Consider the following 14668-nt stretch of genomic DNA (forward strand, 5'->3'; position numbering starts at 1 on the left):
TATCGTGATATTCCACTGCCACTGTCGGAGACGGGACCATGCCCTGGTATGCCTGGTTGATCATCGCCCTAGCTCTGGGCTCCATCGTCGGCGCGCTGATGATGCTGCGCGACACCGCGAAAAAGCTCCCGCTCACCGAGGAACAGCTCAAGCGCATCCATGAGCGCAACGCCGAAATGGATGCCAAGGAAGCCGAAGATAAGCGCTGAAATGTCCTAACTGACTGACGTTTCAGTAAAAACTGGCCACAGCGATGGCCAGTGGCAGTCGAAATTGCCTAGACTGCGCCTCCCTGGATGGAGGAAAGAATGCTCAGGAAACTCCTGCCGCTGCTGCCAGTCGTGTTGTTGCTCTGCGGTTTTGCGCTCGGATTCGTCCAGCCAGTGGGGTTGCTGATCGGCGCGTTCTATGTCGCCTGGACTCTCTGCGGCGAGACCCGCCTGCCCCGCCTGCTGTGGTGGCTGGTCTGCCTTGTGCTCAGTATTGCCCTCGCCGCGCACCTGTTGCCGGGCACTACCTCGTGGACACTCTGGCCAGTGCGCCAGCTCAGCCCCGACGCTCCCGTCTATGCCCTCCACCTGTCCTGGGACAAGGCCCTGGTCGGTGCGACCCTGCTCGCCTGGTGGCTGCGCCGCGATCCGGTGCCCGAGGAAAGGCGCTCGCCGGACTTCGCTGCCATCGTCATCGTCACCACGCTGTTCGCCGTGCCCCTGGTTGCAGTGGCCGGCGGCCTGGTGGTGTGGAACCCGAAATGGCCGCCGGGCTTCTGGCTATGGATGCTGGTCAACATCTGCGTGATCTCGCTGACCGAGGAAGCGTTCTTCCGCGGCCTGCTGCAGAGCGAACTGGTGCGCCGGTTCGGCGCCTTTGCCGGTGTGGCGGTCGCCAGCGTGCTGTTCGGCATGGTGCACTGGCCGATCAACCCGTTGTTCGCCGTCGTCGCCGGTATCGCCGGCCTGGGCTACGGCCTGGCCTTCCACTTCAGCGGCCGCCTGGCGGTACCCGTGCTGCTGCACGCGGCGGTGAACTGCCTGCACCTGCTGCTGTTCAGTTATCCGTTGCGAATTATCTAAGCCAGTAGCAGTCATGTAGGAGCGAGCTTGCTCCTACAAGAGCCTCAATCGCGCATCACCAGCAGCAACGCCTGCTCGGCCAGCTCGTCCAGCGTCAGGCTGCCCTCGGGGCGGAACCAGGTGATGGACCAGGACAGCGCCCCGGTGAGGAAGCGCCGCAGGATGAACGGATCAGCCTGAGTGAATCCGGCCACGCGCGCCTCCTCCAGCACTTCCAGCCACATCTGCTCGTAGATGTCGCGCAGGCTGAGGATGTAGGCCTGGCCTTCTTCCGACAGCGAGCGCCACTCGTAGACCAGCACTGCCATCGCCTCGCCGGTACCGCCGGTGATCGACTGCAGCTCGCAGCGGATCAGCGCCAGCAGGCGCTCGCGCAGGTTCGTGGCATCGGCCAGGGCGGCGCGCATCAGGGCGGTGTTGTAGAGGATGGTTTCCTCCATCACCGAGCGCAGGATTTCGTCCTTGCTCTTGAAGTGATGGAAGATGCTGCCGGACTGGATGCCGACCGCGCCGGCCAGGTCGCGCACCGTGGTGCGCTCGTAGCCCTTGCTGCGGAACAGGTGCGCGGCAGTCTGCAGCAACTTGCCACGGGCGCTCTCCGGGTCGGTGATCTGCCCGGTCCCGACCAGCTCCAGCATGACTTCGCGGGCTTTGCGGTCATCCACGCTTTCTCTCCCCATGGGTCCCATCTGGCCACCTTGCTCAGGGCAATTCATCGAATCGCCCCGCAAGTGCTTGTGTTGTCTGACGAAATGTAAGCCCGCGAGTGCCAACCAAGCAAGCGCTTGGCCATCCAATGGTTGGGGTAGTCATCGACTCGGGGCTTTTCAACCAAGCGCTTGCTTGGTAATGTCGATCCATCACTCAGCGTCACGGGCAGAACAATGACTAGATCCGTACGTATCGGCTGCGCCTCCGCCTTCTGGGGCGATACCTCCACCGCCGCCGCTCAACTGGTGCGCGGCGCGCAGCTGGATTACCTGGTGTTCGACTATCTCGCCGAGATCACCATGTCGATCATGGCCGGCGCGCGCCTGAAGAACCCCGAGGCCGGCTACGCCACCGATTTCGTCGACGTGATGACACCCCTGCTGGGCGATATCGCTTCGAAGCAGGTGCGCGTGATCAGCAACGCCGGCGGGGTGAATCCCAGCGCCTGCGCCAACGCCCTGGCCACCGCCTGCGAAAAGGCCGGCGTGGCGCTGAAGATCGCCGTGGTGCACGGCGACAACCTGCAGCCGCGCCAGGGTGAACTGGCCAAGGCCGGCATCCGCGAGATGTTCAGCGATGCACCGATGCCGCCGATGTGCGTGTCGATCAACGCCTACCTCGGCGCTCCCGGCATCGTCCGGGCGCTGGAGTCCGGCGCCGACATCGTCATCACCGGTCGCGTGGTGGACAGCGCGGTGGTCAGCGCCGCGCTGGTCCACGAATTCGGCTGGGCCTGGAACAACTACGACAAGCTGGCCCAGGCCGCACTGGCCGGGCACATCATCGAATGCGGCGCGCAGTGCACCGGCGGCAACTTCACCGACTGGGAAAGCGTGCCGGACTACGAGCATATCGGCTTCCCCATCGTCGAAGTGCAGGCCGGCGGCGAATTCGTCGTTACCAAGCCGCAGGGCACCGGCGGGCTGGTCACGCCACTGTCGGTGGGCGAGCAGATGCTCTACGAGATCGGCGACCCGCGCGCCTACCTGCTGCCCGATGTGATCTGCGATTTCACCCAGGTCCAGCTGGCCCAGGTCGGCGAGAACCGCGTAGCCGTCAGTGGCGCGCGCGGCCTGCCGCCGACCGGCCAGTACAAGGTCAGCGCCACCTACCCGGACGGTTTCCGCTGCACCGCCAGTTGCCTGATCGCCGGTATCGACGCGGTGAAGAAGGCCGAACGGGTCAGCCAGGCGATTATCGCCAAGACCGAGGAAATCCTCATGGAACGCGGCTGGGGGCCGTATCGCGAAGTGAGTGTCGAACTGCTCGGCAGCGAGGCCACCTATGGCCCGCACGGGCGCCGCGAGGACAGCCGCGAAATCGTGGTGAAGCTCGCCGTGCGCCACAGCCGCAAGGAAGCCCTGGTGCTGTTCTCCCGCGAGATCGCCCAGGCCGCCACCGGCATGGCGCCGGGCCTGACCGGCATCGTCGGTGGCCGCCCGACCGTGTACCCGGTGATCCGCCTGTTCTCCTTCCTGATCGACAAGGACGCCTGCGAGCTGGCCGTGGAGATCGACGGCGAGCGCCAGCCAGTCGCCCTGCCCGCCATCGACCAGTTCGACCCGGTCGCGCTGGCCGACGACATTCCCGTGCCGGCGGCCATTGGCCCGGCGCAGGCCAGCGTGCCCTTGGTGAAACTGGCGGTGGCGCGCTCCGGCGACAAAGGCAACCACAGCAACATCGGCGTGATGGCGCGCCAGCCCGAATACCTGCCGTGGATCGCCGAGGCCCTGAGCGAAGGCGCGGTGGCCGAGTGGATGCAGCACGTGCTCGACCCGCAGCTTGGCCGCGTCAGTCGCTGGCACCTGCCAGGCACACACAGCCTGAACTTCCTGCTGGAAAACGCCCTGGGCGGCGGCGGTGTCGCCAGCCTGCGTATCGACCCGCAGGGCAAGGCCTTCGCCCAGCAGTTGCTGGAATTCCCGGTGGCGGTGCCGCAAGCCATCGCCGATTCGCTGCAAACATAGGGCGAATAACGCCACCGGCGTTATCCACCCATCGACAACGGCGGATGAAGCGTTCCGCTTCATCCGCCCTACGGGATACCTCGGAGTCAGAACAACAATGAGCTACGACTCGATCTTCAAACCCGGCCTGTTCGACGGCCAGACCATCATCGTCACCGGCGGCGGCAGCGGTATCGGCCGCTGCACCGCCCATGAGCTGGCAGCCCTCGGCGCCCACGTGGTGCTGGTCGGGCGCAAGGCCGAGAAGCTGGAGAAGACCACCGGCGAAATCATCGAGGACGGCGGCAGCGCCAGCTGGCACAGCTGCGACATCCGCGACGAGGAGGCGGTGAAGGCGCTGGTCGCTCAGGTCATCGCCGAGCGCGGGCCGATCCATCACCTGGTCAACAACGCCGGCGGCCAGTACCCGGCGCCGCTGGCTTCGATCAACCTGAAGGGCTTCGAGGCCGTGGTGCGCACCAACCTCGTCGGCGGCTTCCTGATGGCCCGCGAAGTGTTCAACCAGAGCCTGAGCAAGACCGGCGGCAGCATCGTCAACATGCTCGCCGACATGTGGGGCGGCATGCCCGGCATGGGCCACTCCGGCGCCGCCCGCGCGGGCATGGAGAACTTCACCAAGACCGCCGCCATCGAGTGGGGCCACGCCGGCGTGCGGGTCAACGCCGTGGCGCCGGGCTGGGTCGCCTCCAGCGGCATGGACACCTACGAAGGCGCGTTCAAGGCCGTGATCCCGACCCTGCGCGAGCACGTACCGCTCAAGCGCATCGGCACCGAGTCGGAAGTGGCGTCGGCCATCGTCTTCCTGCTCTCCCCCGGCGCGGCCTTCATCAGCGGCAACACCATCCGCATCGACGGCGCCGCCAGCCAGGGCAGCCGCGCCTTCCCGCTGTCGAAGGTGAAGCCGGGGCAGAGCCGCTCCTATAACGGCTTCCACCGCGCCTACCTGCCGGACGTCCTCAAGGATCAGGAGTAAGCGATGCCCGTCATCCAATCCGAACTCGATCCTCAGGGCGAAGACTTCGCCCGCAACCGCGAGGCCATGCTGGCCGCCGTGGCGAGCTTCCGCGAGGTCGAGCAGAAGGTGCTCGACAAGGCCGCCGAGGCCAAGCCCAAGTTCGACAAGCGCGGCCAGCTGCTGCCGCGCGAACGCCTGAACCTGCTACTGGATGCCGGCGCGCCGTTCCTCGAGATCGGTTCGCTGGCCGGCTACAAGCTGCACGACGACAAGGACGGCACCCAGGCCGGCGGCGGCATCATCTCCGGCATCGGTTATATCGCCGGGGTGCGTTGCCTGGTGACCGCCAGCAACAGCGCAATCAAGGGCGGCACCATCTCCCCCACCGGGCTGAAGAAGACCCTGCGCCTGCAGCAGATCGCTTTCGAGAACAAGTTGCCGGTGGTGGCGCTGACCGAGAGCGGCGGCGCCAACCTGAACTACGCGGCGGACATCTTCGTCGAGGGCGCACGCGGCTTCGCCAACCAGGCGCGCCTGTCGGCGGCGGGTATTCCGCAGGTCACCGTGGTGCACGGCTCGTCCACCGCCGGCGGTGCCTACCAGCCGGGGCTGTCGGACTATGTGGTGGTGGTGCGCGGCAAGGCCAAGATGTTCCTCGCCGGCCCGCCGCTGCTCAAGGCCGCCACCGGCGAAATCGCCACCGACGAGGAACTGGGCGGTGCCGAGCTGCACGCCCAGGTCGCCGGCACCGCCGAGTACCTGGCGGAGAACGACGCCGACGGCGTGCGCCTGGCACGGGAAATCCTCGCCGCGCTGCCATGGAACAACCAACTGCCAGCCCGCGCGAAACTGACGTGGGAGGAGCCGCTGTACCCGGCGCAGGAACTGCTCGGCGTGGTCCCGGCGGACGCGAAGAAGCCCTACGACGTGCGCGAGATCGTTGCGCGCATCGCCGACGGTTCGCGTTTTCTCGACTTCAAGCACTCATTCGACAGCCAGACCGTCTGCGGCCACCTTCACATCGAAGGCCACGCCTGTGGCCTGATCGGCAACAACGGCCCGATCACCCCGCAGGGTGCGGCCAAGGCGGCGCAGTTCATCCAGCTGTGCGAGCAGAGCAACACGCCGATCCTGTTCCTGCACAACACCACCGGCTTCATGGTCGGCACCGAGTCCGAACGCCTGGGCGTGATCAAGCACGGCTCGAAGATGATCCAGGCGGTGGCCAACGCCACGGTGCCCAAGCTCACCCTCGTCGTCGGCGGCTCCTACGGCGCCGGCAACTACGCCATGTGCGGCCGCGGGCTGGACCCGCGCTTCATCTTCGCCTGGCCCAACAGCCGCACCGCCGTGATGGGCGGCGCCCAGGCCGGCAAGGTGCTGCGCATCGTCACCGAGGAAAAGCACGCCAAGGAGGGCAAGGAAGCCGACCCGAAGATGCTCGATATGCTCGAACAGATGACCGCGCAGAAACTCGACGCCCAGTCCACCGCGCTCTACGGCACGGCGAGCCTGTGGGACGACGGGCTGATCGATCCGCGCGACACGCGGCAATTGCTCGGTTATCTGCTGGATATCTGTGCGGAAGCGGCCGTGCGACCGCTGAAGGGTAATAGTTTTGGGGTAGCGAGGTTCTGATCGGGAATTGGGAGAGTGGGCAGAAGACCCTCTCCCCCCGCCCTCTCCCGCAAGCGGGAGAGGGAGCCAAAGCGACCCGGCGTAATGCGAACCGTCCAGCCACTCCGGACAGCCCCTCTCCCTTCAGGGAGAGGGTTGGGGAGAGGGCCAGAGGCGGGAAACCAGACCAGGCATCAGGAGAACAACAACAATGATCTTCACCCAGGAACACGAAGAACTCCGCCGCACCGTGCGCAACTTCGTCGAGCGCGAGATCAACCCTTACGTCGACGAGTGGGAAAAGGCCGGTCGCTTCCCCATCCACGAAGTCTTCAAGAAAGCTGGCGACCTGGGCCTGCTGGGCATCTCCAAGCCGGAGAAATTCGGCGGCATGGGCCTGGACTACAGCTACTCGGTGGTCGCCGCCGAGGAGTTCGGCACCATCCATTGCGGCGGCGTGCCGATGGCCCTGGGCGTGCAGACCGACATGTGCACCCCGGCCCTGGCGCGCTTCGGCTCCGATGAGCTGCGCGAGGAATTCCTCCGCCCGGCCATCGCCGGCGAGATGGTCGGCTGCATCGGCGTCTCCGAAGTGGGCGCCGGCTCCGACGTCGCCGGGCTGAAGACCACCGCGCGCAAGGATGGCGACGACTACGTCATCAACGGCAGCAAGATGTGGATCACCAACTCGCCGTCCGCCGACTTCATCTGCCTGCTGGCCAACACCTCCGACGACAAGCCCCACGTCAACAAGTCGCTGATCATGGTGCCGATGAAGTCCAAGGGCATCAGCATCAGCCCGCACCTGGACAAGCTCGGCATGCGCAGCTCGGAGACCGCCCAGGTGTTCTTCGACGACGTGCGCGTGCCGCAGCGCTACCGCATCGGCGCCGAGGGTTCGGGCTTCATGATGCAGATGCTGCAGTTCCAGGAGGAACGCCTGTTCGGCGCCGCCAGCGGGATCAAGGGCATGGAGTACTGCGTCAACGCCACCATCGACTACTGCAAGGAGCGCAAGACCTTCGGCCAGGCGCTGATCGACAATCAGGTCATCCACTTCCGCATGGCCGAGCTGATGACCGAGATCGAGTGCCTGCGCGCCCTCACCTACCAGGCCACCGAACAGTACATCCGCGGCAAGGACGTCACCCGCCTGGCCTCCATGGCCAAGCTCAAGGTCGGCCGGCTGTCCCGCGAGGTCACCGACGCCTGCCTGCAGTACTGGGGCGGCCAGGGCTTCATGTGGGAAAACCCGATCGCCCGCGCCTACCGCGACACCCGCCTGGTCTCCATCGGCGGCGGCGCAGACGAAATCATGCTGGGCATCATCTGCAAGCTGATGGGCACCCTGCCGGGCAAGAAGAAGGGCTAAGGGCCTGGGCCCTTTGTAGGAGCGAGCTTGCTCGCGAACGCTGTTTCGCTTGGCACCCCGGTGCCATGCGGTTCGCGAGCAAGCTCGCTCCTACGAAAAGACGACGAATCAACGAGGAATTGCGGCATGAGTGAACTGCCGAACTGCGAAACCCTCCTGCTGGAACGTGAAGGCGGCGTACTGCACGTCACCCTCAATCGCCCGGACAGCCGCAACGCCATGAGCCTGGCGATGGTCAGCGAACTGCGCGCGGTGCTCGCCGCTGTACGCGACGACCGCGCCGTGCGCGCCATTGTCCTGCGCGGCGCCGGCGGGCACTTCTGCGCTGGCGGCGACATCAAGGACATGGCCAGCGCCCGCGCCACCGGTCCCGATGCCTATGCCGCGCTGAACCGCGCCTTCGGCGGCCTGCTGGAAGAAGCCCAGGCACAGCCGCAGGTGCTGGTCGCCGCGCTGGAAGGTGCGGTGCTCGGCGGTGGCTTCGGCCTGGCCTGCGTCTCGGACATCGCCATCGCGGCGGCCGACGCGCAGTTCGGCCTGCCGGAAACCAGCCTCGGCATCCTGCCGGCGCAGATCGCGCCCTTCGTGGTGAAACGCATCGGCCTGACCCAGGCCCGCCGCCTGGCCTTGACTGCCGCGCGCTTCGATGGCCGTGAGGCGCTGCGCCTCGGGCTCGTGCATCACTGCGCCGACAACGCTGAAAACCTCGGCGAGCAACTGGCGGAAACCCTTGACCAGGTCCGTCGCTGCGCGCCGGGCGCCAATGCCGCCACCAAGGCACTGCTGTTGGCCACCGAGACCGAAGCCCTCGGCCCGTTGCTGGACGGCGCTGCCCGCCAGTTCGCCGACGCGGTGACCGGCGCGGAAGGCGCCGAAGGCACCATGGCCTTCGTGCAGAAACGCAAACCGAACTGGGCGCAGTGACCCAACGCGCGCACCGAACAACCCCCTCTCCCTTCAGGGAGAGGGCTGGGGAGAGGGAAACAGCCAGCATGCCCAGCTTCGACAAGATCCTGATTGCCAACCGCGGCGAGATCGCCTGCCGGGTGATCCGCACCGCCCACGACCTGGGCTACCGGACCGTCGCCGTGTACAGCGAGGCCGACGCCGACGCCCGCCACGTGCAACTGGCCGACGAGGCCGTGTGCATCGGCCCGGCGCCGGTCGGCCAGTCCTACCTGAAAGCCGAGGCGATCCTCGACGCCGCGAAACGCACCGGCGCTGGCGCCGTCCACCCCGGCTACGGCTTCCTCTCGGAGAACGCCGACTTCGCCCGCGCCTGCGAGGCTGCCGGCATCGTCTTCATCGGCCCCGGCGTGGAAGCCATCCACCTGATGGGCAGCAAGCGCCTGTCGAAGATCGCCATGCTCGAAGCCGGTGTGCCCTGCATTCCCGGCTACGAAGGTGCCGATCAGGACGACGCCACGCTCAGCCGCGAGGCCGAGCGCATCGGCTACCCGCTGATGATCAAGGCCAGTGCCGGCGGCGGCGGGCGCGGCATGCGCCTGGTGACGCGCAGCGAGGACCTCGCCGAACAGCTGCGCACGGCGCGCTCGGAAGCGCAGAACGCCTTCGGCAGCGGCGAGCTGATCCTGGAGAAAGCCGTGGTGCAACCGCGGCACGTGGAAATCCAGGTATTCGGCGACAGCCACGGCCATATCGTCTATCTCGGCGAGCGCGACTGCTCGGTGCAGCGCCGCCACCAGAAGGTCATCGAGGAAGCGCCCTGCCCGGTGCTGACCGAGGACCTGCGCGCCGCCATGGGCAGCGCTGCGGTGAAGGCCGCCGCCTCCGTGAACTATCTGGGCGCCGGCACCGTGGAGTTCCTGCTGGATGCCAGCGGCGCCTTCTACTTCCTGGAAATGAACACCCGCCTGCAGGTGGAGCACCCGGTCACCGAACTGATCACCGGCCAGGACCTGGTGGCCTGGCAGATTCGCGTCGCCGAGGGCCATCCGCTGCCGCTGACCCAGGAGCAGATCCAGCTCAAGGGCCATGCCATCGAGGTGCGCCTGTACGCTGAGGATGCTGGCAACGGTTTCCTCCCGCAGACCGGCCAGGTGCTGCGCTGGACGCCGCCGCAGCTGGACGGCATCCGCATCGATCACGGCCTGCGCGAAGGCCAGCCGGTGACGCCCTTCTACGACCCGATGCTGGCCAAGGTCATCGCCTACGGCGCCACCCGCGACGAGGCCCGGCGCAAGCTGGTGCGCGCCGTCGAGGATTGCGTCCTGCTGGGTGTGACCGGCAACCAGCGCTTCCTCGCCAACCTGCTCAGGCACCCGGAGTTCGCCGCCGGCAATGCCACCACGGCGTTCATCGGCGAGCAATTCGCCGGCGACCCGAGTCTGGCCCCGCGCCAGCCGCAGCCGCTGGAACTGGCCTGCGCCGCCGCCCTGCTCTACCAGGCTTCGGCCAGCGACCGAGCGCACCAGCCTGGTCTGTCCGGTTGGCGTAGCGCGGGCAGCGCGCCCTGGCGTTTTGCGCTCAAGCATGGCGAGGAGAAATTCGTCATCGAGCTGGAAGTCCGCGAACACGGCACCCAGCCGACGCTGCTGGCCCACATCGGTGAATCCGCCATCAAGCTGCGCCTGCTCGGCGAGGAGAACGGTGACGCGATCATCGAAGCCGACGGCGTTCGCCGCCGCCTGCCCTTCCACCGCGACGGCGCGCGCCTCTGGCTGTATGGCGCGGACGGCAACCTGGAACTGCTGGACGTCACCCACGAGCCCGTCAGCGCGGCTGGCGGCGCAGGCTCCGGCACGGTGAAGGCACCGATGGATGGCGCCATCGTCGACGTGCTGGTGAGCGAAGGTACGCGGGTCAGCAAGGGCCAACTGCTGCTGGTACTGGAAGCGATGAAGATGGAGCACCCGCTTAAGGCCGGCGTCGACGGCGTGATCCGCCGCGTGCAGGTATCCAAGGGCGAGCAGGTCAAATCGCGGCAGTTGCTGGTGGAGGTCGAGGCGCTGGAGTCAGTCTGAATCTCCTTTCCCCTCACCCCAGCCCTCTCCCCCAGGCGAGGGGGCAGTTCGGAGCGGAAGGAAGGCACCGCATTCATCCTCGCAGCAGACAGTCCCCTCTCCCTCTGGAGCGGGGCGCGCAGCCAGGGTCAGGGTGAGGGCAGGTCCAAACGCACCGAATACCAGGAAGCACTTTTCGTAGGAGCGGATACATCCGCGATGCCGTCCGACAAAGACAACAAGAACACGGAGCACCCCATGTCCCTCAAAGGCAAAACCCTCTTCATCACCGGCGCCAGCCGTGGCATCGGCCGCGAGATCGCCCTGCGCGCCGCACGCGATGGCGCCAACATCGTCATCGCCGCCAAGAGCGCCGAGCCCCACCCGAAACTCGAAGGCACCATCTTCAGCGTGGCCGAGGAAGTCGAGGCCGTGGGCGGCAAGGCGCTGGCCCTGCAACTGGACGTGCGCGACGAGAACGCCGTGCGCGAGGCCATGGCCCGCGCCGCCGAGCACTTCGGCGGCATCGACGCCGTGGTGAACAACGCCGGCGCCATCAAGCTGGTGGGCGTGGAACGCCTGGAACCCAAGCGCTTCGACCTGATGTACCAGATCAACACCCGCGCCGTGATGGTCTGCAGCCAGGCCGCGCTGCCCTACCTGAAGCAGAGCAAGGGCCACATCCTCAGCCTCTCGCCACCGATCAACCTGGCCGGCAAGTGGTTCGCCCAGCACGGCCCCTACACTGTCACCAAGTACGGCATGAGCATGCTCACCCTGGGGATGCACGAGGAGTTCAAGAAGTACGGTATCAGCGTCAACGCGCTGTGGCCGAAAACCATGATCGCCACCGCCGCCATCGAGTTCGAGCTGGGCAGCCGCGACGCCTTCAAGCGTGCGCGCACTCCCGCGATCATGGCGGACGCCGCCTACGCCATCCTCTCCAGCAGCGAACGCGCCATCAGCGGTCGGCTGCTGATCGACGAGGACATCCTGCGCGAACAGGGCCAGAGCGACTTCGAGCAGTACCGTTTCGACCCGAACGGCGGCAGCCTGGTGCCCGACCTGTTCCTCGACTGAGCCTGCTCGCGCACCTCTTCGTAGGGCGCATGACGCAGAACCCGTTATCCGCCGTTCACTCCCCACGGACTGACGGCGGATAACCGCAAGCGGTTATCCGCCCTGCGGCGCCCTCTCCTGGCATCGTTCGCGACGTTTACCAATCGACACAATCCCGCCCTGGCCGTCCGGCCATCGCTCTCTAGACTGCGATGAACGCCTAGCCGATGCGTTTGCCGATCTGCCCTGCGCCACGCGCGCAACAGCCATAGGCGCACGTCGGACGACGACCTAGAGTCGCTCGCAAGCGTCTGCACGCCACAGACAACAATGACAATAAGGGCACGCGTCAATGAGCCACGCCGATATCATCACCCCGACCCGCTTCCTCGCCCACCTGCCGGCCACACTCGGCCGCGTGCCACGCATGCTCCGCGGGCTCTACTACACCGGCATCCGCAACCGCGAGAAGAACCTGTCCCTGGGCTGGGCCCTGGAGCGCGCCGCGCGCCTCTATCCGGACAGCCCGGCGCTGATCGACGAACGCCGGCGCCTGTCCTACGCCTTGTTCAACGGCTGGGCCAACCGCCTGGCGCGGGCCTTCCAGGCCGAAGGCGTGCAACACGGCAGCGTGGTGGCGGTGATGCTGGAGAATCGCGCCGAATTGATGGTGGTGCTCGCCGCCCTGGCCAAGCTCGGCGCCATCGGCGCGCTGGTGAACACTACCCAGCGCGGCCAGGTACTCAGCCACAGCCTCAACCTGGTCAAGCCCAGCCATTTCGTGGTCGGCGAAGAGTTGCGCGAAGCCTTCGAGGACGTCCGCCCGGCCCTGGAGAACAGCGGCGGCCGCTGCTACTGGATCGCCGATGGCGATGAAGCGGCACAAGCGCCCGCGGGCTGGCACAGCCTGATGCGCCTGGCGCAGGAACAGGACTCGAACAACCTCGCCGACACCGCCAAGGTGCGCCTGAAGGACGCCTGCTTCTACATCTACACCTCCGGTACCACCGGCCTGCCCAAAGCCTCGATCATGAGCCACGGCAAGTGGATCAAGGCCTACGGCGGCTTCGGCCACTCGGGCCTGGCGCTGACCAACAGCGACGTGCTTTACCTGACCCTGCCCTGCTACCACAACAATGCCGTGACCGTGTGCTGGAGCGCCGTGCTGGCCGGCGGCGCGGCGATCGCCCTGCGCCGCAAGTTTTCCGCCAGCTCGTTCTGGAAAGACGTCCAGACCTACCAGGCCACCTGCTTCGGCTACATCGGCGAACTCTGTCGCTACCTGCTCAACCAGCCCGAGTGCGCCGAAGAGCGCGGCAATACCTTGACCTGCATGATCGGCAATGGCCTGCGCCCCTCGATCTGGAACGAGTTCAAGGAGCGCTTCGGCATCGAGCGGATCACCGAATTCTATGCCTCCAGCGAAGGCAATATCGGCTTCACCAATGTGTTCAACTTCGACAATACGGTGGGATTCTCCCCAGCAACTTACGCCATCGTCCGCTATGACCTGGAAAACGACCAGCCGGTACGGGGCGCCAAGGGGTTCATGGAAAAGGTCGACAAGGGCGAAGCCGGCCTGCTGATCAGTGAGATCAGCGACAAGTGGCCGTTCGATGGCTACACCGACCCGGCCAAGAGCGAGGCGGTGATCTACCGCAACGTGTTCAAGGAAGGCGATACCTGGTTCAACACCGGCGATCTGATGCGCGACATCGGCTTCAAGCACACCCAGTTCGTCGATCGCCTGGGCGACACCTTCCGCTGGAAGGGCGAGAACGTCTCCACCACCGAGGTGGAAAACGCCCTGGGGGCCTTCCCCGGCGTGGAAGACGCGGTGGTCTACGGCGTGGAGATTCCCGGCACCAACGGCCGCTGCGGCATGGCTGCACTGCGCCTCGCCGACGGCGTCAGCCTGGATACGACAGAGCTGGCGGCCCACCTGGACCGCGAGCTGCCGGCTTATGCCGTGCCGCTGTTCCTGCGCCTGCTGGCCCAGGTAGAGACCACCGGGACCTTCAAATACAAGAAGACCGACCTCAAGCGCAACGCCTACGACCCCTCAGCCGTAACCGAGGCACTGTTCGTTCGGCTACCAGGGGAGACAGCCTATCGAGGGCTGGATGGCGCGCTGTTCGAAGCGATTCGCGGCGGCGCTCACCGTTTCTAAGGGCCACCATAACGAACTGCCTCGCGAAGTCTCCCCTCTCTCCCGTCCTCGCTGTGCGCCCCGTTCGGAAGGGAGAGGGAAAAACGCAGGCACGGCATCGCACAAGAAAACAGTCGGTCCTGGAGGGAAATCGAGCGATCAGTTGCGGAACTTGAACTGCAACTCGGCGCCACGGATGTCCGAGTGCCAACTGTCGTCGTTGGGTTCACGCTCGTTGGGCTCGCGCTGGATCAGCCGGCCACCGACCTCGAAGGGGCTCTGTCCGGCTTTTTCGCCGAACATCGGCGGCAGGATCGGCTTCTCCTCGATCACGGTGATCGTATCGTCCGGCTCCAACTGATGGACCAGGTCCCTGGGCAGACGCAGGTCCAGCTTCACCGCCGGCAGCGGCTGCTTGACCACCGGATCCAGCGGCTTCTTCACCTGCGCCGGCGTCTTCGAGGGCGCCTTGGCCTCTGGCTTGATGGCGGCCTCGACCGCGGCGGACTTGGGCGACGCCACGACTTTGGCAGCAGCAGGCTTGGCCTCTTCCTCACGCGGCTGCTCGGCGGCAGGTTCCGGCGCAGGCGTGCTGGCAGGCGCAGTCACGGCTGGGGCAACAGCCGGGGCCGGAGCCACAGCCTTGTCCTTGTGCTCATCGCCACAGGCAGCGAGCAGCAGGGACAGACTGGCGACAACGAGGATTCGAGACTTCTTCATGGAGCGGACCGTGAGAAAAACCGCGCAATGCTGGCGCGAGTTGCCTTGCGGAGCAAGAGTCTTGCCATGACAAACCGTTACG

Annotated in this window: 12 protein-coding genes; 10 read left to right on the forward strand and 2 right to left on the reverse strand. The window is 66.3% G+C overall.

Annotation, left to right across the window (positions count from 1 at the left end; genetic code table 11):
* The first annotated feature begins 38 nt into the window (after positions 1–38).
* Together LDJ84_RS19915 and LDJ84_RS19920 are read left to right on the forward strand one after the other, a co-directional pair.
* Positions 39–209, forward strand: a complete 171-nt coding sequence (locus LDJ84_RS19915; RefSeq protein ID WP_065084401.1) for a DUF2897 family protein — start codon at positions 39–41, stop codon at positions 207–209.
* Between the two features lie 99 nt (positions 210–308).
* Positions 309–1073: a CPBP family intramembrane glutamic endopeptidase gene (locus LDJ84_RS19920; RefSeq protein ID WP_024764508.1), complete on the forward strand. Its 765-nt coding sequence runs from the start codon at positions 309–311 to the stop codon at positions 1071–1073.
* A gap of 44 nt (positions 1074–1117) precedes the next feature.
* On the opposite strand, the gene LDJ84_RS19925 is transcribed toward LDJ84_RS19920, so the two are convergent.
* Positions 1118–1738 (reverse strand): TetR/AcrR family transcriptional regulator, encoded by a 621-nt coding sequence (locus tag LDJ84_RS19925; RefSeq protein WP_186352629.1) that lies wholly within the window; start codon positions 1736–1738, stop codon positions 1118–1120.
* A gap of 219 nt (positions 1739–1957) precedes the next feature.
* Between LDJ84_RS19925 and LDJ84_RS19930 the strand changes: the two genes are divergently transcribed.
* The 8 genes from LDJ84_RS19930 (at position 1958) to LDJ84_RS19965 (ending at position 13887) form a co-directional block, all read left to right on the forward strand.
* Entirely contained in the window at positions 1958–3751 is a 1794-nt protein-coding gene (locus LDJ84_RS19930) for an acyclic terpene utilization AtuA family protein (protein ID WP_226045321.1), read from the forward strand.
* A gap of 97 nt (positions 3752–3848) precedes the next feature.
* Positions 3849–4724, forward strand: a complete 876-nt coding sequence (locus LDJ84_RS19935; protein WP_024764506.1) for an SDR family oxidoreductase — start codon at positions 3849–3851, stop codon at positions 4722–4724.
* Between the two features lie 3 nt (positions 4725–4727).
* A complete protein-coding gene (gene atuC, locus LDJ84_RS19940; RefSeq protein WP_065084404.1) occupies positions 4728–6344 on the forward strand; it encodes a geranyl-CoA carboxylase subunit beta in 1617 nt (538 codons plus the stop codon).
* A 190-nt stretch (positions 6345–6534) separates the two neighbouring features.
* Positions 6535–7695 carry a citronellyl-CoA dehydrogenase gene (gene atuD / locus LDJ84_RS19945; RefSeq protein WP_038803742.1) on the forward strand — a complete coding sequence of 387 codons (1161 nt, stop codon included), beginning with the start codon at positions 6535–6537 and terminating at the stop codon, positions 7693–7695.
* 126 nt (positions 7696–7821) lie between these two features.
* On the forward strand, positions 7822–8619 hold the full coding sequence (atuE, locus tag LDJ84_RS19950) for an isohexenylglutaconyl-CoA hydratase (protein ID WP_024764504.1): 798 nt from the start codon (positions 7822–7824) through the stop codon (positions 8617–8619).
* A 68-nt stretch (positions 8620–8687) separates the two neighbouring features.
* Positions 8688–10679: a geranyl-CoA carboxylase subunit apha gene (atuF, locus tag LDJ84_RS19955; RefSeq protein ID WP_226045322.1), complete on the forward strand. Its 1992-nt coding sequence runs from the start codon at positions 8688–8690 to the stop codon at positions 10677–10679.
* 237 nt (positions 10680–10916) lie between these two features.
* Positions 10917–11738 (forward strand): SDR family oxidoreductase, encoded by an 822-nt coding sequence (locus LDJ84_RS19960; protein ID WP_024764502.1) that lies wholly within the window; start codon positions 10917–10919, stop codon positions 11736–11738.
* Between the two features lie 331 nt (positions 11739–12069).
* Positions 12070–13887 (forward strand): long-chain-acyl-CoA synthetase, encoded by a 1818-nt coding sequence (locus LDJ84_RS19965; protein WP_038803741.1) that lies wholly within the window; start codon positions 12070–12072, stop codon positions 13885–13887.
* Between the two features lie 138 nt (positions 13888–14025).
* On the opposite strand, the gene LDJ84_RS19970 is transcribed toward LDJ84_RS19965, so the two are convergent.
* Positions 14026–14586, reverse strand: a complete 561-nt coding sequence (locus LDJ84_RS19970; protein WP_226045323.1) for a hypothetical protein — start codon at positions 14584–14586, stop codon at positions 14026–14028.
* Positions 14587–14668 lie beyond the last annotated feature (82 nt).

It is taken from the genome of Pseudomonas sp. HS-18, from assembly GCF_020401845.1.
Classification (GTDB): domain Bacteria; phylum Pseudomonadota; class Gammaproteobacteria; order Pseudomonadales; family Pseudomonadaceae; genus Pseudomonas; species Pseudomonas nitroreducens.

What these genes read in the sequence shown, in the direction of transcription:
- atuD (WP_038803742.1), top strand. Translation starts at nt 6,535, where the DNA reads ATGATCTTCACCCAGGAACACGAAGAACTCCGCCGCACCGTGCGCAAC.
- LDJ84_RS19970 (WP_226045323.1), bottom strand. Translation starts at nt 14,586, where the DNA reads ATGAAGAAGTCTCGAATCCTCGTTGTCGCCAGTCTGTCCCTGCTGCTC.
- LDJ84_RS19960 (WP_024764502.1), top strand. Translation starts at nt 10,917, where the DNA reads ATGTCCCTCAAAGGCAAAACCCTCTTCATCACCGGCGCCAGCCGTGGC.
- LDJ84_RS19930 (WP_226045321.1), top strand. Translation starts at nt 1,958, where the DNA reads ATGACTAGATCCGTACGTATCGGCTGCGCCTCCGCCTTCTGGGGCGAT.
- atuF (WP_226045322.1), top strand. Translation starts at nt 8,688, where the DNA reads ATGCCCAGCTTCGACAAGATCCTGATTGCCAACCGCGGCGAGATCGCC.
- LDJ84_RS19920 (WP_024764508.1), top strand. Translation starts at nt 309, where the DNA reads ATGCTCAGGAAACTCCTGCCGCTGCTGCCAGTCGTGTTGTTGCTCTGC.
- atuE (WP_024764504.1), top strand. Translation starts at nt 7,822, where the DNA reads ATGAGTGAACTGCCGAACTGCGAAACCCTCCTGCTGGAACGTGAAGGC.
- atuC (WP_065084404.1), top strand. Translation starts at nt 4,728, where the DNA reads ATGCCCGTCATCCAATCCGAACTCGATCCTCAGGGCGAAGACTTCGCC.
- LDJ84_RS19965 (WP_038803741.1), top strand. Translation starts at nt 12,070, where the DNA reads ATGAGCCACGCCGATATCATCACCCCGACCCGCTTCCTCGCCCACCTG.
- LDJ84_RS19915 (WP_065084401.1), top strand. Translation starts at nt 39, where the DNA reads ATGCCCTGGTATGCCTGGTTGATCATCGCCCTAGCTCTGGGCTCCATC.
- LDJ84_RS19935 (WP_024764506.1), top strand. Translation starts at nt 3,849, where the DNA reads ATGAGCTACGACTCGATCTTCAAACCCGGCCTGTTCGACGGCCAGACC.